This is a genomic window from Reyranella soli (assembly GCF_007992495.1).
GTDB lineage: Bacteria > Pseudomonadota > Alphaproteobacteria > Reyranellales > Reyranellaceae > Reyranella > Reyranella soli.
On the sequence record NZ_BKAJ01000132.1, the window covers coordinates 1 to 21,763 of the forward strand.

At 67.3% G+C, this 21,763-nt stretch carries 14 protein-coding genes and 1 tRNA gene; 10 read left to right on the forward strand and 5 right to left on the reverse strand.

All coding sequences use genetic code 11. The features are described 5' to 3' along the window. Positions 1-127: 127 nt before the first annotated feature. Positions 128-1,126 carry a D-2-hydroxyacid dehydrogenase family protein gene (locus tag RSO01_RS33010; protein WP_147154847.1) on the reverse strand — a complete coding sequence of 333 codons (999 nt, stop codon included), beginning with the start codon at positions 1,124-1,126 and terminating at the stop codon, positions 128-130. 56 nt (positions 1,127-1,182) lie between these two features. On the opposite strand from RSO01_RS33010, the gene RSO01_RS33015 reads away from it, so the two are divergent. The 7 genes from RSO01_RS33015 to RSO01_RS33050 all read left to right on the forward strand — a co-directional run bounded on the left by RSO01_RS33015 (position 1,183) and on the right by RSO01_RS33050 (position 8,767). Next, a complete protein-coding gene (locus RSO01_RS33015) occupies positions 1,183-2,067 on the forward strand; it encodes a TauD/TfdA dioxygenase family protein (protein WP_147154848.1) in 885 nt (294 codons plus the stop codon). Between the two features lie 9 nt (positions 2,068-2,076). Further along, on the forward strand, positions 2,077-3,354 hold the full coding sequence (locus RSO01_RS33020; protein WP_147154849.1) for an acetyl-CoA C-acyltransferase: 1,278 nt from the start codon (positions 2,077-2,079) through the stop codon (positions 3,352-3,354). Beyond that, positions 3,354-3,965, forward strand: coding sequence for a LysE family translocator (locus RSO01_RS33025; RefSeq protein ID WP_147154882.1), 612 nt, complete (start codon positions 3,354-3,356; stop codon positions 3,963-3,965). Before RSO01_RS33020 ends, RSO01_RS33025 begins: the two co-directional genes overlap by 1 nt. After that, complete coding sequence (locus RSO01_RS33030; protein WP_147154850.1) at positions 3,962-5,245, forward strand: MFS transporter; 1,284 nt, start codon at positions 3,962-3,964, stop codon at positions 5,243-5,245. Before RSO01_RS33025 ends, RSO01_RS33030 begins: the two co-directional genes overlap by 4 nt. Beyond that, on the forward strand, positions 5,242-6,852 hold the full coding sequence (locus tag RSO01_RS33035; RefSeq protein ID WP_147154851.1) for an AMP-binding protein: 1,611 nt from the start codon (positions 5,242-5,244) through the stop codon (positions 6,850-6,852). Before RSO01_RS33030 ends, RSO01_RS33035 begins: the two co-directional genes overlap by 4 nt. Before the next feature lie 206 nt (positions 6,853-7,058). Then, complete coding sequence (locus RSO01_RS49775; RefSeq protein ID WP_147154852.1) at positions 7,059-7,772, forward strand: sigma-70 family RNA polymerase sigma factor; 714 nt, start codon at positions 7,059-7,061, stop codon at positions 7,770-7,772. Between the two features lie 122 nt (positions 7,773-7,894). Continuing rightward, a complete protein-coding gene (locus RSO01_RS33050) occupies positions 7,895-8,767 on the forward strand; it encodes a transglutaminase family protein (RefSeq protein ID WP_147154854.1) in 873 nt (290 codons plus the stop codon). On the opposite strand, the gene RSO01_RS33055 is transcribed toward RSO01_RS33050, so the two are convergent. Further along, positions 8,757-8,987, reverse strand: coding sequence for a PqqD family protein (locus tag RSO01_RS33055; protein WP_147154855.1), 231 nt, complete (start codon positions 8,985-8,987; stop codon positions 8,757-8,759). The two genes, RSO01_RS33050 and RSO01_RS33055, sit on opposite strands and share 11 nt — an antisense overlap. Before the next feature lie 272 nt (positions 8,988-9,259). Between RSO01_RS33055 and RSO01_RS33060 the strand changes: the two genes are divergently transcribed. Beyond that, the gene (locus tag RSO01_RS33060) at positions 9,260-10,468 is read left to right on the forward strand and encodes a cation:proton antiporter domain-containing protein (RefSeq protein WP_218037531.1); all 1,209 of its coding nucleotides are present in this window, start codon (positions 9,260-9,262) and stop codon (positions 10,466-10,468) included. A gap of 454 nt (positions 10,469-10,922) precedes the next feature. Here the strand turns inward: RSO01_RS33060 and RSO01_RS33065 are convergent, their stop codons facing one another. Further along, positions 10,923-11,237, reverse strand: a complete 315-nt coding sequence (locus RSO01_RS33065) for a hypothetical protein (RefSeq protein WP_147154857.1) — start codon at positions 11,235-11,237, stop codon at positions 10,923-10,925. A 320-nt stretch (positions 11,238-11,557) separates the two neighbouring features. Between RSO01_RS33065 and RSO01_RS33070 the strand changes: the two genes are divergently transcribed. Further along, a complete protein-coding gene (locus RSO01_RS33070; protein ID WP_246158983.1) occupies positions 11,558-20,155 on the forward strand; it encodes a glycoside hydrolase family 94 protein in 8,598 nt (2,865 codons plus the stop codon). 49 nt (positions 20,156-20,204) lie between these two features. Here the strand turns inward: RSO01_RS33070 and RSO01_RS33075 are convergent. Then, positions 20,205-20,279 (reverse strand) — tRNA-Gly (locus RSO01_RS33075). A gap of 82 nt (positions 20,280-20,361) precedes the next feature. Further along, positions 20,362-21,228 (reverse strand): glucose-1-phosphate thymidylyltransferase RfbA, encoded by an 867-nt coding sequence (gene rfbA, locus RSO01_RS33080; RefSeq protein WP_147154858.1) that lies wholly within the window; start codon positions 21,226-21,228, stop codon positions 20,362-20,364. A 32-nt stretch (positions 21,229-21,260) separates the two neighbouring features. Here rfbA and RSO01_RS33085 point away from each other — a divergent pair, with 32 nt between their 5' ends. After that, positions 21,261-21,752, forward strand: a complete 492-nt coding sequence (locus RSO01_RS33085) for a prolyl-tRNA synthetase associated domain-containing protein (RefSeq protein ID WP_147154859.1) — start codon at positions 21,261-21,263, stop codon at positions 21,750-21,752. Positions 21,753-21,763 lie beyond the last annotated feature (11 nt).

Here is a 21,763-nt window from a genome sequence, read left to right on the forward strand (position 1 = left end):
CCCCTTGGGGAGAGGTTGGGTGAGGGGGTGATGCAGGAGACAGCATTCGTGTTGAACCCCCTCACCTAGCCTCTCCCCCAAGGGGGAGAGGAATATGAGAGAGGAACGAAGGAATGACGATCGGCAATCACGCCGCCTTCTTCAGCGCCTCCGGGTTGATGACATTGATCGGCTTGCCGTCCAGCCAGGCCTCGATGTCCTCGATCGTGCCGGCATAGAAGTGCCGGTAGCTGTCCTCGACGACGTAGCCCAGGTGCGGGATCAGGGTGACGTTCTCGAGCTTGGTGAAGGGATGGCCGGGCGCCACCGGCTCCTTGTCGTAAACGTCGAGGCCGGCATGGGCGATGGTGCGGTTCTTGAGGGCAGCGAGCAACGCCGCCTCGTCGACGATCGGCCCGCGCGAAGTGTTCACCAGGATGGCCGACTTCTTCATCTTCGCGAGGTCCGCCGCGCCCAAGAGACCGCGGCTGCGGTCGGACAGCACGAGATGGATGCTGACGAAGTCGGAGGTCTTGAGCAGCTCGTCCTTGCTGACGAGCTTCGCGCCGCCCTTGGCCGCTGCTTCCTCCGTGAGGTTCTGGCTCCACGCCACGACATCCATGCCGAAGGCTTTTGCATAGCCTGCCACTCGACTGCCCAGGCGGCCCAGCCCAATGACGCCCAGCCGCTTGCCTTCGAGGACGACCATCTGCTCGATGCCGTCGTGCCAGCCACCGCTGCGCATCAGGCGCTCGGCCTTGGCGAGGTCGCGGGCGCACATCATCAGCAGCGCCCAGGTGAGCTCGGCAGTCGAGGCGTTGGAGCCGCCGCCCGGCGTATTGCTGATGGGGATGCCGCGGTCGGTCGCGGCCTTGTCGTCCAGGCTGGAAGCCCGCGCACCGGTCAGGACCATGAACTTCAGGTTGAGCAGCTTCTCGATCAGCGCCCGCGGGAAGGCCGTTCGCTCGCGCAGCAAACCCAGCATGTCGAAGGGCGCCAGCTTCTTGGCAGCGTCCTCGACCGAGGAGAACGGCTCGTGAAACACCGTGATCTCCACGCCGCGTTTCCTGAGGCGATCCCAGTCGGCCATCTTGAGCGCGACCTTCTGATAGTCGTCGAGCAGGGCGAGTTTGTAGGTTTGCGGCATGGCGTTTCCTGGGAGAAGATGGGTTGGTCAGAACACTATAGCCGCAGGAGACGGTCATGAGCATCACCGTGAAGCCGGTGACGCCCGACTTCGTGGCCGAGATTTCCGGTCTCGACCTGGCCCAGCCGCTGGCACCCGCCGACCGCGACGCGATCGAGGCGGCGATCAACCAGTATGCGATCGTGATCTTTCACGACCAGAAATTGACCGACGAGCAGCAGATCGATTTCGCCCGCTCTTTCGGGCCGCTCGCTTCGCCGGCGCAGAAGGCCCGGCACACCGGCATCAAGCACCGCATTGCCTCGAACGATATCGCCGACATCTCCAATCTCGACGGCGACGGCAATGTCCTGGAGGCCAACAGCAAGCGACGGCTCGACTGGCTGGCCAATCGCCTGTGGCACACCGACGCCTCGTTCCGCGCCGTGCCCGGTGCGCTATCGATGCTCTATGCCCATGTCGTGCCCGACGCGGGCGGCGAGACCGAATTCGCCGACCTGCGGGCGGCCTACGACGCCCTGCCACAGAAGACCAGGGACCGGATCGAGCCGCTGATCGCCGAGCATTCGATCTGGCATTCGCGCGGTCAGCTCGCCGTCACCATGTACACGGAAGAGGAGCTTAAAAGCCTGCCGCCGGTGCCGCAGCGCGTCGTGCGCCGCCATCCCGGCTCGCATCGCAAGACGCTCTACCTCGCCGCCCATGCCTCGCACATCATCGGAATGCCGGTCGCCGACGGCCGGCTGCTGCTGATGGACCTGATCGAGCACGCCACGCAGCGGCCGTTCGTGCACAGCCACACGTGGAAGCAGGGCGACCTGGTGATCTGGGACAATCGCTGCACCATGCATCGTGCGCGGCCGTTTGACACCACCAAGGTGCGCGACCTGCGCCGCGTCACCACGCGCGACGTCGCCTCGACCCTCGAGCAGGCCGCCTAGGAGAAGACCATGCCGCGGCCCGTTGATGTCTGGCTGGCCGCGGGCGTGCGCACGCCCTTTGCCAAGGTCGACGGCCCGCTGGCGGGCTACGACGCCATCGAGCTCTCGGTGCCTGTGGCGCGGCACATGGTCGACCTGCTGAAGGGCGGCAAGCCCGACTTCGCCGTCTGGGGCGTGGTGGTGCCCTCGCTCACCTTCAGCAACATCGGCCGCGAAGTGCTGATGGATGCCGGCATCGACGCCACCATCCCCGCCTTCTCCACCGTCATGGCCTGCTCGACCAGCATGATGGGCGCCATCGAGGCGGCTGGCATGATCGACGGCGATGCCTACAACCTCGCGCTGGTGGGTGGCGTCGACAGTCTGAGCCGCGTGCAGGTCGGGCTGGGGCAGAAGCTCAGCGACTGGCTGCGCAAGTTCCAGCAGGCGCGCTCGCTCGGGCAGAAGCTCGACCACATCACTCACGTCCACCTGAAGGACATCCGGCTCTACATCCCGGCGATCGCCAACCGCACGACGGGCTTGAGCATGGGCGAGCACACCGAGATCACCGCCAAGGAATGGCGGATCGGCCGCCAGGAGCAGGATGAGATTGCGCTCGCGAGCCATCAGCACGCGGTGGCGGGCTGGGACAAGGGCTTCTTCGACGACCTCGTGATCGAGATGGGTGGCGTCAAACGCGACACCATCCCGCGCAAGGACACCTCGCTGGAAAAGCTCGCGCGCCTGCCGCCATCGTTCGACCGCACCAGCGGCAAGGGCACGCTGACGGCGGGCAACTCCTCGCCGCTCACCGACGGCGCGGCGGCGATCTGGGTGGCCTCGTCGAAGGGGCTGGAGCGGCTTCCCTCGAGCACCCCGCGGGTAAAGCTGGTCGACTGGGAGATCGGCTCGGTCGATTTCCGCGTCGAAGGCCTTCTAATGGCACCGGCCTTCGCTATCCCGCGCCTGCTGGCGCGGCACGATCTCACCTATGGCGACATCCATCTCTGGGAGATCCACGAGGCCTTCGCGGCCCAGGTGGCCTTCCACCTGAAGGCACTGCAGGACCCGGTGTTCCTGCGCGACAAGGCCAAGGTGCCTAGAAACTTCGGCGCGTTCCCCAAGGAGCGCATGAACCCCAACGGCGGCAGCACGGCGCTCGGCCATCCGTTCGGCGCCACGGGTGCGCGCATCATCAGCCAGGCGGTGAAGGAGCTCGCAGCCATGGCCAAGGGTAGCCGCGCCATCGTCAGCATCTGCGCCGACGGCGGCCAGGGCAGTGTATTGTTATTGGAGGCGGCATGATGAGCATCGATTTCCTGATCACCACCCTGATCATCGTCGTCTCACCCGGGATCGGCGTGCTCTATACGATCGCCACCGGTCTGTCGCGCGGCGCGCGGGCCAGCGTGGTCGCGGCCTTCGGCTGCACGCTCGGCATCGTGCCGCACATGGCGGCGGCCATCATGGGCCTGGCGGCGCTGCTGCATACCAGCGCCATTGCCTTCCAGACGATGAAGTATCTCGGCGTCGCCTACCTGCTCTACATGGCGTGGATGACCCTGAAGGAGCACGGCGCGCTCAAGGTCGAGGACACGGTCGACCAGAAGTCGGCGATGCAGGTGATCGTGCACGCCATCCTGATCAATATCCTGAACCCCAAGCTCTCGATCTTCTTCTTCGCCTTCCTGCCGCAGTTCGTCACCGCCGAGGAGGCCGCGCCCGTGCTGCGCATGTCGGAGCTTTCAGCCGTGTTCATGCTGATGACCTTCGTGGTGTTCGTGGGCTACGGCCTGTTCGCCGCCGCGGTGCGCCGACATGTGATCTCGCGTCCGGCCGTGCTGACCTGGATGCGCCGCGCCTTCACCGGGGCGTTTGCGGCGTTGGGGGCGAAGCTGGCGCTGGCGGATCGATGACGCCCACCCGCTTCCGCTGGTTCGTCGTCTTCCTTCTGTTTGCGATCACCATCGTCAACTACATCGACCGCGCCGCGATCTCCTATGCCATCCCGCTGATCCAGCGCGACCTCGGCTTCTCACCGACCGAGAGCGGCGCCATCCTGGGCGCCTTCGGCGTGGGCTACGCCATCACCACCCTGCTGGGCGGCTTCGCCGTCGACCGCTGGGGCGCGCGCATCGTACTCACCGTCGCGGCGGTACTGTGGAGCCTGTCGATCGGCATGACGGCGCTGGCGACCGGCGTCGCGACGCTCTATGCGGCGCGCGTGCTTCTGGGCGTGTCGGAAGGGCCCAACTTCCCGGCCCTGACCGGAGCGGTCACCCACTGGCTGTCGCCGCATGAACGGGCGACGGCGCTCGGCAACGCGCTGCTCGCCGTGCCGTTGGCGCTGGCGATCGGCGGGCCGATCGTCACCCAGCTTCTCGGCTGGCTCGACTGGCGGCTGACGTTCGGCGTGCTGTTCGTCCTGTCGGCCGCCTGGGTGCCGCTGTGGTGGTTCCTGTTCCGCGACAGACCGGCCGATTCCCGCTTCGTCAACAAGGCCGAGCTCGACCACATCCGCGCCAGCCCCGGCGTCGGCACCGAGGCGCCGCATGCCGTCCTGAAGTCGTGGCCCGGCATGGACGTGATCGCCGCCCTGCTCTCCAACCGCACGCTGCTCGCCAACTACTGGGCGTTCTTCGTCTTTGGCTATTTCCTGTTCTTCTTCATGACCTGGCTGCCGAGCTACCTCGAGCGCAAGTACGGGCTGAACCTCGGCGCCGTCGGCCTGTTCACCGTCGCGCCTTGGCTGGCGGCGGCCGTCCTGCTTTGGTTGTTCGGCCGCTTGTCGGACCATCTGCTCGCCGCCACCGGCCGCCTGCGCATCGCCCGCTCCTACCTGATCGCCGGCACGCAGTTCGTGGCGGCCATCGCCGTCATTCCCGTGGCCATGACCGACGATCTCACGGTCGCCATCGCCGGCATCACCGTGGCGGTTGCCGCCTCGATGGGTGCCAACGCCGCCTACTATGCGATGAACGTCGACATCGTGCCCGACCGCGCGGCGACGGCGCTCGGCATCATGGACTTCGCCTTTGCCGTCGCAGGTTTCCTCGCTCCGGCCATCACCGGCTGGGTGCTGAACATCCGCGGCTCGTTCACCGACGGCTTCCTGCTGATGGCGGTACTGGCGCTGTCGTCGGTGGTCGTCGTGCTAGTGTTCCACCATCCGGACAAGGACGCCGCGCGCACATGAGGGACGAAACGACAATCGGCGAAGCGTTCGCGACTGCCGTCTCGACCTGGGGCGACAGACCGTTCTTCGCCGTGCCGGCCGGCGTTGGGCGCGGCTATCTGGAAGCGGGCTTCGAGATCTCCTATGCCGACGCAGCCAAGGAGGTCGAAGCACTCGCCGCGATCTATCGCTCGGCGGGCTACGGCCTCGGCCATCGCGTCGCGACCCTGCTGGAGAACCGCCCCGAGTACGTCCTGCACAAGCTGGCGCTGAGCAGCCTCGGCGTCTGCTGTGTGCCGATCAACCCGGAATATCGGGCCGGCGAGATCGCCTATCTCCTGGAGCACAGCGAGCCCGAGATCGTGATCGGGCTGGCGGCGCGCCGCCAGCAGCTGCTCGGCGGTCTGTCGGAAAGCGCGCATCGGCCGGCGATTGTCAATCTGGAAGAGTTCGCGTCGGCGCTCGCCAAACCCCTGCGGCCGGCGTCCGGACGAGCGACACCTGAGACGCCATCCAGCATTCTCTACACATCGGGCACGACCGGACGGCCCAAGGGCTGCGTCCTCTCGCAAGGCTACGAAGTGGCGACTGGCGGCCGCTATGCAGCGCTGGGCGGCCAGGCCGCGCTGCGCGCGGGCCAGGACCGCATCTACAACCCGCTGCCGCTCTACCATGCCAATGCCGGCGTCTTCTCGCTGATGGCCGCCATCGTCACCGGCAATTGCCAGATCCAGCCCGACCGCTTCCGCCCGCAGCGCTGGTGGAACGAGATCGCCGAGACGCGGGCCACCGTCGTCCACTATCTCGGCATCGTCGTGCCGCTTCTGATGGGACAGGCGCCGAGCGCTGACGAGCGCGCGCACCAGGTGCGCTTCGCCGTCGGCGCCGGCGTCGAGCCCGAACTGCACGCCGCCGCCGAGCAGCGTTTCGGCTTTCCTCTCATCGAGCTCTGGGGAATGACGGAGATGGTACGCGTGCTGGCCGATGACATCGAACCGCGCCATGTCGGCACGCGCGCTTTCGGCCGCGCGATCGACGGCGTCGAGGCCCGCGTAGTCGACGACGACGGGCGCGATGTCGCCGATCCGCACCCTGGCGAGCTGATCATCCGTCACTCGGCGGCGACGCCGAGGCGCGGTTTCTTCTCGGGCTATCTCAAGGACGAGGCGGCGACCGAGCTCGCCTGGCGCGACGGTTGGTTCCACACCGGCGACGTGGTCTGGCGCGGACCGGACGGCATGCTGCATTTCGTCGACCGCAAGAAGAACATCATCCGCCGCTCGGGCGAGAACATCGCGGCTGCCGAGGTCGAGGCCCTGCTGCTGACGCATCCCGAGGTCCATCAGGTCGCGGTGATGCCGGTCAAGGACGAGTTGCGCGAGGAGGAGGTGCTGGCCTGCATCGTCCTGAAGCAGGCCAGGCCGGACAAGGCCATGGCCGACGCGCTGGTCCAGTACTGCCTGGACCGCATCGCCTACTACAAGGCGCCGGGCTGGATCCATTTCGTGCCCGACATCCCGACGACGGGCACGCAGAAGATCCAGAAGCACACCATCTATCCAAAGGGCACCGACCCGCGCTCGGCGGCCGGGATTCTGGACACGCGCAGCCTGAAGCGGCGTCAATAACCGCCGGTCACTGCGCGCCAGCATAGCGCGCAGCAGCCTCAAAGCTGGCGGTAGCCCGGCCGTTCCCGCGCAGAAAGAGCAAGCAATCGGCCGCGTCCCACCCCATGTGAGGTATTGGGCGATCCGGTACGGACCGACCCCGCCGGCTCGCGGGCACCCATGTTTCGTCAACCCAGCACTACCACTAGGAAGGACGGGTGACAGGCATGTCTAGCCCCCAGATGCCGACCAGCGACTTCAACACCGATCTCACGCAGCTGCTGCCACGGCTGCGCGTCTACGCGCTGTCGCTCACCCGCGATTCCGTCCACGCCGACGACCTGGTGCAGCAGACCGTCCTGCGGTCGCTGCTCGGTCGCGCTTCTTTTCGCCCGGGCACCAACTTCCCGGGCTGGATATTCCGCATCCAGCGCAACGAGTTCATCTCGGGCCTGCGCCGGGAGCGGCCGACGGTCGAGCTCAATGACGCCATCGCCGCCACGCTGTCATATTCGCCGCGGCAGGAGAGCGGCATCATCATGCGCGAATTCAAGAAGGCCTTCCGGACCCTGGCGGGCGACCAGCGCTGCGCGCTGCTGCTGACGGCGCTGGAAGGCCATTCCCACGAGACGATCGCAAGCGCTTCCGGCGTCGCGATCGGCACGGTGAAGAGCAGGGTGTCGCGCGCTCGCACCCAGTTGAGGCGGATGCTCGACCTCGAGGAGGCGACTTCACCCAAGCCAGGAGTAGACGCTGCGCAGGAGCCCGCTTACGCAGCGTCGGACGCCAGGGCCTCGGCCAGTTCGTCAGATGACACGCTCACGACCTGGCGCGTGCCGCCGGGCACAGGATTCGCCGGCAAGTACAGCAAGGTCGCCGTGCGACGGAAGGCGGTGAAGGACAGGCCGGGGATTTCTTCCTCCTCCGTGACCAGCCGATAAGTGCCGGCGGGCTGCGCGCCCTCGAGAGCCGAGAGCGTGAAGGAGTGGCGGAACGTGACAGTGGTCTCCGTGGTCCGTGTCGACATGACTGCCTCCAACCCAGGGGTGACCCGGGAGTTCAGATGACCATACTCAACATCCGCCATCGCACAACTTATCGCTACCGCGAACCCGTGCGGCTGGGGCCCCACCGGCTGATGCTGCGGCCGCGCGAGAGCCGCGACGTGCGCCTGCTGTCGAGCACACTCGAAATGACGCCGGCTGCGTCGGTCTCATGGACCAACGACGTCTTCGGCAATGCCGTCGCTACCTTAGGCTTCACCGGCCTGGCCGACGGTCTCGTAATCGACAGCCGGGTCGCGGTCGAGCTCGGCGCCTCGCCCTGGCCGGTGTTCGATATCGCCGCCTCGGCCACCAACTACCCGTTCTTCTATTCGAGCGAGGAGCGCGCTGATCTCGGGCTGCTGGCGGTGCCGCAGACCTTCGACGCGTCGGGCCGGCTCGCCGACTGGGCCCGGGGTTTCGTGCGCGGCACCCGCACCGATACGCTGGCGCTGCTCAAGGACATGGTGGCGGGTGTGGCGGCGGGGATCGGCTACCAGAGCCGCGAGGCGGAGGGCACGCAGACGCCATTGCAGACCATCGATCGCGGCTGGGGCTCGTGCCGCGACTTCGCCGTGCTGTTCGCCGAGGCAGCGCGCTGCCTGGGCTTCGGCGCGCGGATCATATCGGGCTATCTCTACAATCCGGATCGCGCGCCGATACCGGAAGGATCGGCGATAGCGGCGGGCTCGACCCACGCCTGGGCCGAGATCTTCCTGCCGGGCGCGGGCTGGATCACCTTCGATCCGACCAGCCGCGCGGTCGGCGGCTACAATCTCGTGCCACTCGCCGTCGGCCGCGTCATCGCCCAGGTGATGCCGATGACCGGCACCTTCCTGGGCATGACAGATGCCTATCTGGGCATGTCGGTCGATGTCGAGGTCACGCCGTGAGGTTGCGACCATTCATCAGCGCATCGACGTCGCGCTGAGCGGCGACCTTCTCGACGCCGTACTTGGCGACGACCTGGGTGATCAGCTCGTCGTTGGTCTTGAGATCGGACAGTTCCTGCTTCGAGAACTTGCTCCACTTGGCGCCAATGGAGTTCAGGACGTCATTGCGGTCGCTGTCTTGCGAGCGTGCGGCATGGTTCGTCGCTGGGGCGTTGGACATTGTGGTCTCCTGTTGTTCGATTGGCGCACTCACGAGCGAGGATCGGTCGAGCGGCGCCATCAACAGGTGGGGACGATGCCGCGGATGATAAGGGCGGCGGCGGACTCTTTATCTTCGACCCACGCCATGAATGGGCTGGACATCACCGGCGATAACGCGCGCTCTCTATGCGAGCTGGAATCCCGGGCAAGCATCGCGATGCCATTGCACGAGGATTGGAGGCACACCATGACACGAAGCGCCGAGGCTCGGTAATGGCGACCGAGAGCGCCGTGGGCGACTACACCGACGTCATCCTCTTTCTCGCCACCGCCGGCGTCGTGGTGCCGATCTTCCGCCGCTTCAGGCTGAGCCCAGTCCTGGCATTCCTCGGCGCGGGTGTCGTGCTCGGGCCATTCGGGCTGGGAGCCTTGCAGGGCGAGCTGCCGTGGCTGCGCTACGTCACGATGAAGAGCTCCGCCTCGATGGATCAGCTCGCGGAGTTCGGCGTCGTCTTCCTCCTGTTTGCCATCGGTCTTGAACTGTCCTGGGAGCGGTTGTGGACGATGCGGCGCTTCGTCTTCGGCCTGGGCGCCTTGCAGGTCTTCATTTGCGCGGCTGCAATCGGCAGCGTGGCGATGATGCTGGGGCAGGATCCGGTCGGCGCCGTTGTCCTGGGATCGGCGCTTGCATTGTCATCGACGGCCATCGTGCTGCCGCTGCTGGCCGAGCAAAAGCGCCAGCTCTCGCGCCCGGGACGCGCGACTTTCTCGGTGTTGCTGATGCAGGATCTCGCAGTGGCTCCGATCCTGATAACGATCGCCTTCCTTGGCGACTATCGGGGCGAGGCATTCTCGCCGCAGCTTCTGTTGGCCTTCGCTCCGGCGATGCTGGGGCTGCTGGGCCTCGTCGTACTGGGGCGCGTCGTCCTGCGTCCGATGATGCGCTCGGTCGCTAAGGCGGACAGCGAGGAGCTGTTCGTTGCGGCCTCGCTGCTGGTCGTCGTGGGAGCTGGCTTGATGGCGGCAATGAGCGGGCTGTCGATGGCTTTGGGCGCCTTCGTCGCGGGCTTGCTTCTGGCCGAGACCGAGTATCGCAAACAGATCGAGAAGACGGTAAAGCCTTTCCAGGGGTTGCTCCTCGGGTTGTTCTTCGTGTCGATAGGCCTTGGCCTCGACCTGTCGCTCGTGAGCGAGAGGCCGGCGCTGGTCGCTGCCTTGCTTCTGGGCCTGATATTGCTCAACGGCTCCATCATCTTCGGCCTGGGTCGCCTCTTCGGGCTCGGATCGACAGCGGCAGTAGAGACGGCCCTGCTTCTGTCAGGGAGCGGTGAGTTCGCGTTCGTCATCCTGCATTCTGCAGCCAAGGAGAAGCTGCTGGACCATCAACTGGTGCAGACGGTTCTCGCATCATCGACGCTGTCGATGTTTTGCATTCCCCTCCTGGCCGCCGCAGGAGCGGCGATCAGTCGGTCGGCCAGACGTATGAAAAAGCTATCCTGAATGACTTGATGGCATGCGAGCGCCGTCCGGACCGCGGCCATGTCCAGCACAATCGCTGCTGAGCCGTCGATCGTCTTACAATGCCAGAGCGTCGTCCCCGTTTGTTGCAGACGGGCCCGAGCAATCTTTGATCGCGCCGCCCATCAGGAACTGGCATTGGCACAATCCGCCGATCCTCTTTCCGATCTTTCTCGTTCTTCTGATCGTAGCCTATGCGTTTCTGAGAGCTCCGCAGTGAGACCGACCCTGCGGGGCATGCGTGCCCCTCTCAGCCCCTGCGAGGAAGGCTGTTTGCTGCGCATCAGCTTCGGCTTGGGCATGGATGGCACGCTTGCGCCTCGTCATCTTCGGCGCGTGCATCAACTCGAGCTTGTCGACCGGGACGGCTTCCGCTGGTCGCTGACCGCAACCGGTCGCGAACGCTGTGACAGCCACTTGGGCCTATCCGGTCGCCCTATCGCACGACAGGCGTCGCTCCTGGCCTGAACTCCATCGTCCGCATGCCTGACCTTGCCGCCGGCTGCGGAGCGCCCGATTGCAGTTGTTCCCTGAAGTGGATGTCGGCCGAGCCGCCCTTCGCGACGATGGCCAATGCCGCGGCTTCAGCGGCGGCAAAGGCCGCCGTGTGTCCCATGTAATGACCGTAGAAGCGGTCATCCCGGATGACCTCCCAGACGCCGGCGCGCCCCCTCACCTGGAGGCGCCTCGGTGCGGAGGCCGCGGCTGCACCGATGTCAGGCGGGCGCAGGCGGTTCGGATCGATTGTCATGGCTGGTCCCCTTCCGGGATCGGTCGCGATCGTCGGGTTTGAACGTCCGACCATGCCGCGTTGTGCTTTCGCTGGCGCCACACGGATATGGGCGCATGTGGCATCTCGGTAAGGGCGTCCCGGCAGATAATCCGGCGGCGGCCTTATTGTGGTCGGTATCATCGCTTACTATCGAGGCGTCGCCAGATCGAAACCGATCACATGGCATGGCGCTGTCACGCGCTTCGTCTCGCCCGCACCGCTAAACGATCCGCTTCCCGGCGCTCGGGGCGGCAACCTCGGTATCGCGCCGTCCGTTGCGGTCCGGAAAGGCCGATAGATTGTACGCTTTCCTGCAGCGGGCGCTGACGCCCCCGCAAACCATTGCCCTTTGGAATGAAGGCGATCCCATTCGCAGCGAGCTGTTCAGTGTTGAACGGCTCGAACAGCATGCCATAAGCCTCGCCGCCAACCAGCCTGTCTCCCCCTCGGCACCGAGGGTCAGGTCGCTGGTCGCTCGCCTGGCCGACAACGAGCGCGTCCTGCTCGAAGCCTACCGCGCCATCGCCAAGGCCGCCGACGAGGGTCGGCCAATCACGCCCGCCGGAGAGTGGCTGCTCGACAACTACCATCTGGTCGAACGCCAGGTGCGCGAGGTCCGCACCGACCTGCCGCCAGGCTACTACAAGCAGCTCCCCAAGCTCTGCAGCGGTCCGCTGGCCGGCTACCCCCGCGTATTCGGTCTGGCCTGGGCATTCGTCGCCCATACCGACAGCCGGTTCGACCCCGAGGCGCTGACACGCTTCGTGCGCGCCTACCAGACTGTCCAGCCTCTCAGCATCGGCGAGCTCTGGGCAGTGGCGATCACGCTGCGCATTGTTCTGGTCGAGAACCTTCGGCGATCGGCCGTCGGCATCATGACTCGCCGGTCGGCGCGCGAGGAGGCCGATGCCGTCGCCGACCGGCTGATGGGCGTGAACGATCTGGTCGCCGATCCCGCAGCGCTGGCGCTCTATCAGCGCGCGCGGCTCTCCGAGGGGTTCATCGTCCAGCTCGCGCAGCGTCTGCGGGATCAGGACCCGCAAACAACGCCCGCCGTGGGCTGGCTCGAGGAACGCTTGAAGGGCGAGGGCACGAATGCCGACGAGCTGGTGCGCCGGGAGCATCAGCTCCAGGGAGCGGCCAACGTCACAGTGCGCAACGTCATCACTAGCATGCGGCTGATCTCCGACGTCGACTGGGCGAAGCTGTTCGAGGAGGTGAGTCCGGTCGACGATGTCCTGCGGGCCGGCAGCGCATTCTCCGCCATGGACTTCGCGACGCGCAATCTCTATCGCACCGCCATCGAGCAAATGGCGCGTGGCAGCGGTCTCACGGAACCGGCGATCGCGGTTCGCGCCCTCGAGGCTGCCGCAACAGCGGACGGACCGGACGGCGACGGCCGGCGGCGCGAGCCCGGCTACTATCTCATCGGCGGCGGACGCCCTGCCTTCGAGCGTTCACTGGATTTCCGTCCGCCCGGTCTCGCCTTGCGGCGCCGTTTCATGGCCATGGGGATCGCCGGCTATGTTGCCAGCGTCTCCGGCACGGCCGCCGTGCTTCTGGCCCTTCCGCTGCTCGCGACGGCGCAGGCCGGACTTGCCAACTGGCAGGTCTTGGTCATGACCCTGGTCGGTCTCCTGCCCGCGATCGACGCCGCCTTGATGCTGGTCAATCGGGCGATCACCGGCGGCTTCGGCGCCACGCGGCTGCCCGGCCTCGATCTGCGCAAGGGCGTGCCGTCGCTGCTGCGCACCGTGGTTGCCGTCCCGACATTGCTCACGAGCCGCGCCGGCGTCGACGAGCAGATCGAGCTGTTGGAGGTGCACTATCTCTCCAATCCGCTCGGCGCGGTGCATTTCGCGCTGCTGTCGGACTGGGCCGACGCCGCGGCGGAAACGGTTCCGGGCGACGCCGACCTTCTGGCCGCAGCCGTCGCCGGCATCGCGCGCCTCAATCGCCGCCATCCGGCCGACGACGGCGCCGATCGTTTCCTCCTGCTGCACCGGCGCCGCGTCTGGAACGACGCGCAGGGCCGCTGGATGGGATGGGAGCGCAAGCGCGGCAAGCTGCACGAGCTCAACCGCCTGCTGCGCGGAGCGGCCGACACGACGTTCCTCGACACCGCATCGCACCCGCCGGTCGGCGCCCGCTACGTCGTCACCCTCGATTCCGATACACGATTGCCGCGTGATGCCGTCCAGCGGCTGGTCGGCAAGATGGCGCATCCGCTCAACCGGCCGCGAGTCGACGCCGCGGTGAATCGGGTCGTCGAAGGCTACGGCGTGCTGCAGCCGCGGGTGACACCGTCCTTGCCGGTCGGCGCGGAAGGATCGCGATTCCAGCGGATCTTCTCGGGCAGCAGCGGCATCGATCCCTATTCGTCGGCGGTATCGGACGTCTACCAGGATCTGTTCGGCGAAGGCTCCTACTCGGGCAAGGGCATCTACGACATCGACGCCTTCGAGGCCGCCCTGGCCGACCGCGTTCCCGACAACACGATGCTGAGCCACGATCTTTTCGAGGGCGTGTTCGCACGCTCAGGTCTGGTATCCGACATCGAGGTCGTCGAGGAGTTCCCCGCCCGTTACGATGTCGCCACGTCCCGCCAGCATCGCTGGGCGCGCGGCGACTGGCAGTTGCTGCCTTGGCTGCTCGGCGGCGCGAAGGGCAGTCTGTCCCAACGGCGAAGCAGTCCCGTCACGGCCGTCGGCTTCTGGAAGATGTTCGACAATCTTCGGCGCACCCTGTCGGCGCCGGCCGCGTTCGTCGCCCTGCTGGCGGGCTGGACCCTGCCGCTCCATGCGGCACTCGCCTGGACCGCCTTCGTCGTGCTGACCATCGCCCTGCCCACCCTGCTGCCGGTGATGTCGGCGCTGCTGCCGCGCAATTCGGCCGTCACGACGCGCAGCCATCTGTCGGCTCTTGTGTCCGACATCGGCCATGCGGCCGCGCAGACCGCCTTGCTCGTGGCCTTTCTTCCCCATCAGGCCTGGCTCATGCTCGACGCGATCGGCCGGACCCTCTACCGCCTGTTCATCAGTCGCCGTCGCCTGCTCGACTGGACCACCGCCGCCCAGTCGACGAGCCTGCTGCGCTCGGGTTGGCCGGCCTTTGCCGGCCAGATGGCGGGAAGCCTCTTCATCACCTCGCTGGCCGCGCTGGCCGTCTGGTACGCCGGCCGGCCGGCCCTGCCGGTGGCCGCCCCCCTTATCCTCGCATGGCTGATCTCGCCTGCGATCGCGCGCTGGGTGAGCGTGGCACCGGCCGATGCCGGCAGTCTGGCGATTTCCCAGCCTGATGCCGCGGCTTTGCGCGTGATCGCGCGGCGCACCTGGCGCTTCTTCGAGACCTTCGTGACCGAAGCCGACAACATGTTGCCGCCGGACAACTTCCAGGAGGATCCGGCCGGCGTCGTTGCCCATCGGACGTCGCCGACCAACATCGGTCTTCTGCTGCTGGCGACCGCCGCTGCCCGCGAGTTCGGCTGGATCGGAACACTGGAGGCTGTCGAACGCCTGGAGGCGACGTTGACGACCGTCGGGCGCCTGAAACGCCACCGCGGCCACTTCTTCAATTGGTACGACACGACCGACCTTCGTCCACTCGACCCGGCCTACATCTCCTCTGTCGACAGCGGCAACCTCGCCGGTCATCTGATAGCGCTTGCCGGCACCTGCGCCGCGTGGCGCGGTATCCCTGCCGTCGCGACGGTCGCCGTCGACGGGCTGGGCGACAGCCTGACACTCGCGCGCGACGCTCTTGGAGCGCTGCCCGACGACCGGCGCACGCACCTCGTCACCTCGGGCGAACTGGCCGGTGGCCTGGACGAACTCGCCAGGGTCCTGCGCGAATCCCCCGAGGCGCTGGACGACCTCGCGCTTCACGCCGCGAGGGCTGCCGACATGGCACACGCGCTCAGCCATGAGCGGGCCGACGCGGCGGGCGAGGAGATGCTGTTCTGGGTGGAGGCGGTGCAACGATCGATCGAGAGCCGCCGCCGCGACCTCGTCCAGAAAGACGAAGCGCGTGTCGCGCTGGATGGCCGCCTACGTACCCTGGCGACCACCGCCCGCACCCTGGCAAACGCCATGGAGTTCGGCTTCCTCTTCGACCGCGAGCGCCAGCTTCTATCCATTGGCTATGTCGTTGCCGAGGATGCACTCGATCCCAGCTGCTACGACCTGCTGGCGTCGGAAGCGCGGCTCGCCAGCTTCATGGCGATCGCCAAAGGCGAGGTGCCTGCGCGCCACTGGTTCCGGTTGGGGCGCGAGGTGACGCCGGTCGGGCATGGCGCGGCGCTGGTCTCCTGGTCGGGCTCGATGTTCGAGTATCTCATGCCGTCGCTGGTCATGCGCGCGCCGTTCGGCAGCCTGATCGAAAGGACCAACAGCCTGGTCGTGCGGCGGCAGATCGCGCACGCGACCGCGCTCGGCGTGCCCTGGGGCATCTCCGAATCGGCCTACAACGCCCGCGACAAGGAACTGACCTACCAATACTCCAACTTCGGCGTGCCGGGCCTGGGCTTCAAGCGGGGCCTGAGCGAGAACGTCGTCATCGCGCCCTACGCGACGGCACTCGCGGCCATGGTCGATCCGACCGCGGCGATGGCCAACTTCCGCCGACTGGCAGGGATCGGCGGGCGCGGCGACTACGGCTTCTACGAGGCTCTCGACTTCACACCGTCGCGCCTGCCCGAGGGCCGGACTCAGGTGGTCGTTCGCACCTACATGGCCCACCACCAGGGCATGACGATCGTGGCGCTCGCCAACGCCTTGCTCGACGGCGTGATGCGCGGACGCTTCCATGCCGAGCCGATGATCCAGGCGACCGAGCTCTTGCTGCAGGAGCGCACGCCGCGCGACGTCGCTGTCGCCCATCCGCGTGCCGAGGAGGTGGGCGCGAGCGCCACCGTCGACGACCTCGAGCCGCCCATCGTACGGCGCCTGCACAATCCCCATGCCGCCAGCCCGTCGGCGCATCTGCTCTCGAACGGGCGCTATTCCGTGATGCTGACCGCCGCCGGCTCGGGCTACAGCCGCTGGGGCGAACAGGCTGTCTCGCGCTGGCGCGAGGACGCGACGTGCGACGACTGGGGCAGTTATGTCCTGCTGCGCGACGTCGCCAGCTCCGACGTGTGGTCCACGACCTGGCAGCCGGGCGGCGCGCGGCCCGTCAGCTACGACGTCATGTTCGCCGAGGATCGCGCCGAGTTCGTGCGTCACGACGGGGATCTCACGACGACGCTCGACGTCGTCGTGTCGCCCGAAGTCGATGCCGAGGTCCGACGCGTCTCCATCGCCAATGCCGGCGGCGAGCCGCGCGACATCGAGGTCACGTCCTACGCCGAGATCGCGCTGGCGCCGCCGGCGGCGGATGCCGCGCACCAGGCCTTCTCAAAGCTGTTCGTGCAGACCGAATTTCTTGCCAGCGCCGGCGCCATCCTGGCGACGCGACGGAGGCGCAGCCCGGACGAGCCGGAACTGTGGGCGGCCCATCTCGCCGTCGTCGAGGGCGAATCGGTGGGCGGGGTCGAGATCGAGACCGACCGTGCGCGCTTCCTCGGCCGCGGCAACGCCGTCGGCAATGCCGTTGCCGCCGTCGACGGCCGCAGCCTCTCCAACACCGTCGGGACCGTGCTCGATCCGATATTCGCGCTGCGCCGGCGCGTGCGGGTACCGCCGGGTGGGTTTGTTCGCGTCGCATTCTGGACGGTCGTTGCTGGCTCGCGCGAGGCGCTGCTCGATGCCGTCGACAAGCATCAGGACGCCAACGCTTTCGAGCGCGCGGCCACGCTGGCCTGGACGCAGGCGCAAGTGCAGTTGCGCCATCTCGACGTCACGCCGCTGCAGGCCAGCCTCTATCAGCGTCTGGCGGGCCACGTGGTGTACGCCACGCCGGCGCTGCGCTCCTCCTCCGACACGATCGGGCGCGGGTTGGCCCCACAGCATCTGCTGTGGGCGCAGGGCATCTCTGGTGACGTACCGATCGTCGTGGTGCGCATCGACGAGGTCGAGGATTCCAGCGTCGTCCACGAGGTGCTGCGCGCCCGCGAGTACTGGCGCCTGAAGGGATTGGCGGTCGATCTCGTGATCCTGAACGAGCGCGGAGCGTCGTATGTGCAGGACCTGCAGGCCGCCCTCGAGACGCTGGTCCGCACCAGCCGTTCGCGGACCCACCTGGGGGTCGAGCGCGAAGCCGGCGGCATCTTCGTCCTGCGCAGCGACCTTGTTTCCGGCGAGACCCGCGCCCTCCTGCTCGCCGTCGCGCGAGTGGTGCTGCTGAGTCGTCGCGGCGGCCTGGCGCATCAGCTTGACCGCCTGCAGGCGCCGCGCCCAGAGATGCCGCCCACCGTCCGTAAGCCCGCGACCGATGCCGGCCTGGCGGAAAAGCCTGTCGCGGACCTGGCGGGGCTGCAGTTCTTCAATGGTCTTGGCGGCTTCTCGTCCGATGGCCGCGAATACGTCACCGTCCTGGGCCCCGGGCAATCGACGCCGGCGCCGTGGATCAATGTCATCTCCAATCCCTCGTTCGGCTTCCAGGTCGCGGCCGAAGGCAGCGGCTATACTTGGTCGCAGAACAGCCGCGACAACCAGCTCACTCCCTGGTCCAACGATCCGGTCGGCGATCGCCCCGGCGAGGTTCTCTACGTGCACGACCTCGACAGCGGCGTCCTGTGGACGCCGACGGCGCTGCCCATCCGGATCGAGCAGGCGTCCTACATCGCCCGCCATGGCCGGGGTCATAGCCGTTTCGAAGTCGCGACGCAGGGCATCAGGCTCGATCTGCTGCAGTACGTGCCGCTGTCGGACTCCCTCAAGATTTCGCGCCTCACCATCCGCAACCTCTCGGATCGGCCGCGCCGGCTGTCGGTCACGGCCTTTGCCGAATGGGTGCTTGGCCTGTCGCGTGGCGCCTCAGCGCCGACCGTCGTCACCGAACGTGATGCCGCGACCGGCGCACTGTTCGCGCGCAACCCCTGGAACCTGCATCACGGCGAGCGCGTCGCCTTCGCCGACCTGGGCGGACGCCAGACGGCCTGGACGGGAGATCGCCGCGAATTCATCGGCCGCAACGGCACCATAGGCAATCCCGCCGCGCTGGCTGCCGGCATCGCGCTGTCGCAGCGGGTTGGCGCCGGCCTCGATCCTTGCGCCGCTTTGCAGGCGACGGTGGAGCTCGAGCGCGGCGGCACCGCGGAGGTCGTCTTCCTGCTGGGTCAGGGCGTCGACGCCGCCGAGGCGCGGGCCTTGATCGAGCGCTATCGCGCGGCCGATCTCGATGCCGTCCATCGCGAGGTCACGGGCTGGTGGGAAGAGACGCTGGGCGCGGTGCAGGTCAGGACACCGGATCGCGCCATGGACGTCATGTTGAACGGTCCGCTTCTCTACCAGACCTTGGCCTGCCGCTACTGGGCGCGCTCGGCTTTCTACCAGGCGAGCGGCGCCTACGGCTTCCGCGACCAGCTGCAGGACGTCATGTCGCTCATGGTGGCCCGGCCCGAGCTGGCGCGCGCGCACATCCTGCGCGCCGCGGCGCGGCAGTTCGTCGAAGGCGACTTCCAGCACTGGTGGTTCGCGCCGGCCGGGCAAGGGGTGCGCACCCGCATCTCCGACGACCGGGCATGGCTCGCGACCGTTGCCGCCCACTACGTCGAGACCACGGGCGATGCCGCGATCCTCGATGAACGGGTGCCGTTCCTCGACGGTCCCGCCCTCAAGCCGGGCGAGCACGATCTTTACTTCCAGCCGGGCCTGGCCGACGAGGTGGCGTCGCTGTACGAGCACTGCGCCAGGGGCCTCGATCTCAGCCTCGAGACGGGCTCGCGCGGCCTGCCCCTGATCGGCACCGGTGACTGGAACGACGGGATGAACCGCGTCGGCGAGGCGGGCCGGGGCGAGAGCGTGTGGCTGGGCTGGTTCTTCCATGCCGCGCTGACCGCCTTCGCCCCGATCGCCTCGGGCCGCGGCGATGCGGCAAGGGCGATGGCCTGGAAGACGCATGCCGAGGCGCTCTCCGGCGCCCTTGACCGCGACGGCTGGGACGGCGAGTGGTATCGCAGGGGCTACTACGACGACGGCGCGCCGCTCGGCTCCGCGAAGAGCGAGGAATGCCGCATCGATTCCATCGCCCAGTCGTGGGCGGCCCTGTCGGGCGCCGGCGACCCGGCGCGCGCCGTTCAGGCGATGGCGGCCCTCGACCGGCAGCTCGTGCATCGCGGTGACCGCCTGGCGCTGCTTTTCGCGCCGCCGTTCGACAAGACCGAGCGCGACCCCGGCTACATCAAAGGCTATCCGCCGGGCATCCGCGAGAATGGCGGGCAATACACGCACGCCGCGGCGTGGTCGATCATGGCCTTCGCCGCGCTGGGCCAGGGTGACAAGGCGGCCGGGCTGTTCTCGCTGGTCAATCCCGTCAATCACACCAGCACACGGGCCGGCATCCTGCGCTACAAGGTCGAGCCCTATGTCGTGGCGGCCGACGTCTACTCCGTGCCGCCGCATGTCGGGCGCGGCGGCTGGACCTGGTACACCGGCTCGGCCGGCTGGCTCTATCGCGCCGGCATCGAATCGATCCTCGGCCTCAGGCTCGAGGGTGATTCTATGACCATCGATCCCTGTATCCCGGCGTCATGGCCGGGCTTCGAGATGACGCTGCGTTATCGCGGCGCAGTCTACGAGATCGCGATCCACAACCCAGGCGGCGTCAACCGCGGCGTGATCGCCGCCGAGCTGGACGGCGCGAGCCACGCGCCGGCTGGCGGCAGGATGCGCCTGAAGCTCAGCGAAGACTGCGGCACGCACCGGATCGTCGTCACCTTGGGCATCGCGCCACTCTACGTTTCGCCCCGGGTTGCTTCCCCTGCTTCTCCAGCTTTCGGGCCAGAGTCGGGGAAGTAGAGAGGATCCCGAGGAACCCTTCTCAGCGGCTGATCTACTTGAAGAGAATTGGAGCGGGCGAAGGGATTCGAACCCTCGACCCCGACCTTGGCAAGGTCGTGCTCTACCCCTGAGCTACGCCCGCGCTCCATGTCCGGCCGGGTAGGTGCCGGAAGGCGGCGTTGATACGGGTTTTCGGCCCCTAATGCAAGGCCCGCCCCGGGAAGTTAGCCGCGGGCCAGAAGCCGCTGCAGATACTTCCCGTATTCGCTGTCCCGGATGGGCTGGATCAGCTTTTCCATGCCGGCATCGTCGATATAGCCCTTGCGCCAGGCGACCTCCTCGGGACTGCCGATCTGCAGGCCCTGGCGGTCCTCGACCGTCTCGACGAACTGGGCGGCGCGCAGCAGGCTCGACGGCGTGCCAGTGTCGAGCCAAGCATAGCCGCGGCCCAGCTTCTCGACGGTGAGGCGCCCCTGCTTCAGGTAGTGCGCATTGACGTCGCTGATCTCGAGCTCGCCGCGCGCCGAGCGAGGAATGTGCGCGGCGACGTCGCAAACATCGGCGTCGTAGAAATAGAGGCCCGTGACCGCCCAGTTCGACTTTGGTTCCTTGGGTTTCTCGACGATCGAGATCGGCTGGCCTGCGGCGTCGAACTCGACAACGCCATAGGCCGAAGGGTCGCTCACCCAGTAGGCATAGATCATGGCACCGCTGCCCATGGCGCCACGCTCGGCCACCGCCGGCAGCGAATCGCCATAGAACAGGTTGTCCCCCAGGATCAGGCCGACGCGGTCCTTGGCCACGAAGTCGCGGCCGACCAGGAACACCTCGGCGATGCCGCCCGGCTTGGGCTGCACGGCGTAGCGGATCTCGAGGCCCCACTGCTTGCCGTCGCCGAACAGGCGGCGATAGGACTCCTCGTCGGCCGGATTGACGACCAGCAGGATCTCGCGGCACCCCGCCAGCATCAGCGTGGTCAGCGGGTAATAGACCATCGGCTTGTTGTAGACCGGCAGGAGCTGCTTGTTGGCGGCCCGGGTCATCGGGTAAAGCCGCGTGCCGCTGCCGCCGGACAGAACGATGCCTTTCATGAAATCCCCTTCACGCCGATCGATGTAGCCCGATGCTCGACCCGCAACAACTCTTCGCCCGTCTCGACCAATTGGGCATCGCCCATCGCACCGTCGAGCATCCGCCGGTCTTCACCGTCGAGGAGGCCAAGGCGCTGCGCGGCAACCTGCCCGGCCATCACATCAAGAACCTCTTCCTGCGCAACAAGAAGGAGGAGATGTGGCTGGTCGTGGCGCTCGAGGATCGCGCCATCGACCTCAAACGCCTCGGCGAGGTCCTGGGTGCCGGCCGCCTCTCCTTCGGCAGCGCCGATCGCCTGAAGCGCCATCTCGGCGTCGAGCCGGGGTCGGTGACGCCGCTTTCCCTGATAAACGATGCGAGCCGAGTCGTGCGGTTGGTGCTCGATCGCGGCGTCGCCGAGGGCGGCCCGGTCAACGCCCACCCCCTGGTCAACACCATGACGACGGCCCTCTCGCCAGCCGACCTGATGCGCTTCTTCGCGGCCACCGGCCATACGCCGCACTGGCTCGACTTCCCGTTATAATATAACACTCA

Excerpts from the sequence above, each read along its gene's own strand:
- rfbA (WP_147154858.1), bottom strand. The coding sequence starts at position 21,228 with ATGAAAGGCATCGTTCTGTCCGGCGGCAGCGGCACGCGGCTTTACCCG.
- RSO01_RS33020 (WP_147154849.1), top strand. The coding sequence starts at position 2,077 with ATGCCGCGGCCCGTTGATGTCTGGCTGGCCGCGGGCGTGCGCACGCCC.
- RSO01_RS33055 (WP_147154855.1), bottom strand. The coding sequence starts at position 8,987 with ATGTCCAACGCCCCAGCGACGAACCATGCCGCACGCTCGCAAGACAGC.
- RSO01_RS33015 (WP_147154848.1), top strand. The coding sequence starts at position 1,183 with ATGAGCATCACCGTGAAGCCGGTGACGCCCGACTTCGTGGCCGAGATT.
- RSO01_RS33010 (WP_147154847.1), bottom strand. The coding sequence starts at position 1,126 with ATGCCGCAAACCTACAAACTCGCCCTGCTCGACGACTATCAGAAGGTC.
- RSO01_RS33025 (WP_147154882.1), top strand. The coding sequence starts at position 3,354 with ATGAGCATCGATTTCCTGATCACCACCCTGATCATCGTCGTCTCACCC.
- RSO01_RS33050 (WP_147154854.1), top strand. The coding sequence starts at position 7,895 with ATGACCATACTCAACATCCGCCATCGCACAACTTATCGCTACCGCGAA.
- RSO01_RS49775 (WP_147154852.1), top strand. The coding sequence starts at position 7,059 with ATGTCTAGCCCCCAGATGCCGACCAGCGACTTCAACACCGATCTCACG.
- RSO01_RS33085 (WP_147154859.1), top strand. The coding sequence starts at position 21,261 with ATGCTCGACCCGCAACAACTCTTCGCCCGTCTCGACCAATTGGGCATC.
- RSO01_RS33030 (WP_147154850.1), top strand. The coding sequence starts at position 3,962 with ATGACGCCCACCCGCTTCCGCTGGTTCGTCGTCTTCCTTCTGTTTGCG.
- RSO01_RS33035 (WP_147154851.1), top strand. The coding sequence starts at position 5,242 with ATGAGGGACGAAACGACAATCGGCGAAGCGTTCGCGACTGCCGTCTCG.
- RSO01_RS33065 (WP_147154857.1), bottom strand. The coding sequence starts at position 11,237 with ATGACAATCGATCCGAACCGCCTGCGCCCGCCTGACATCGGTGCAGCC.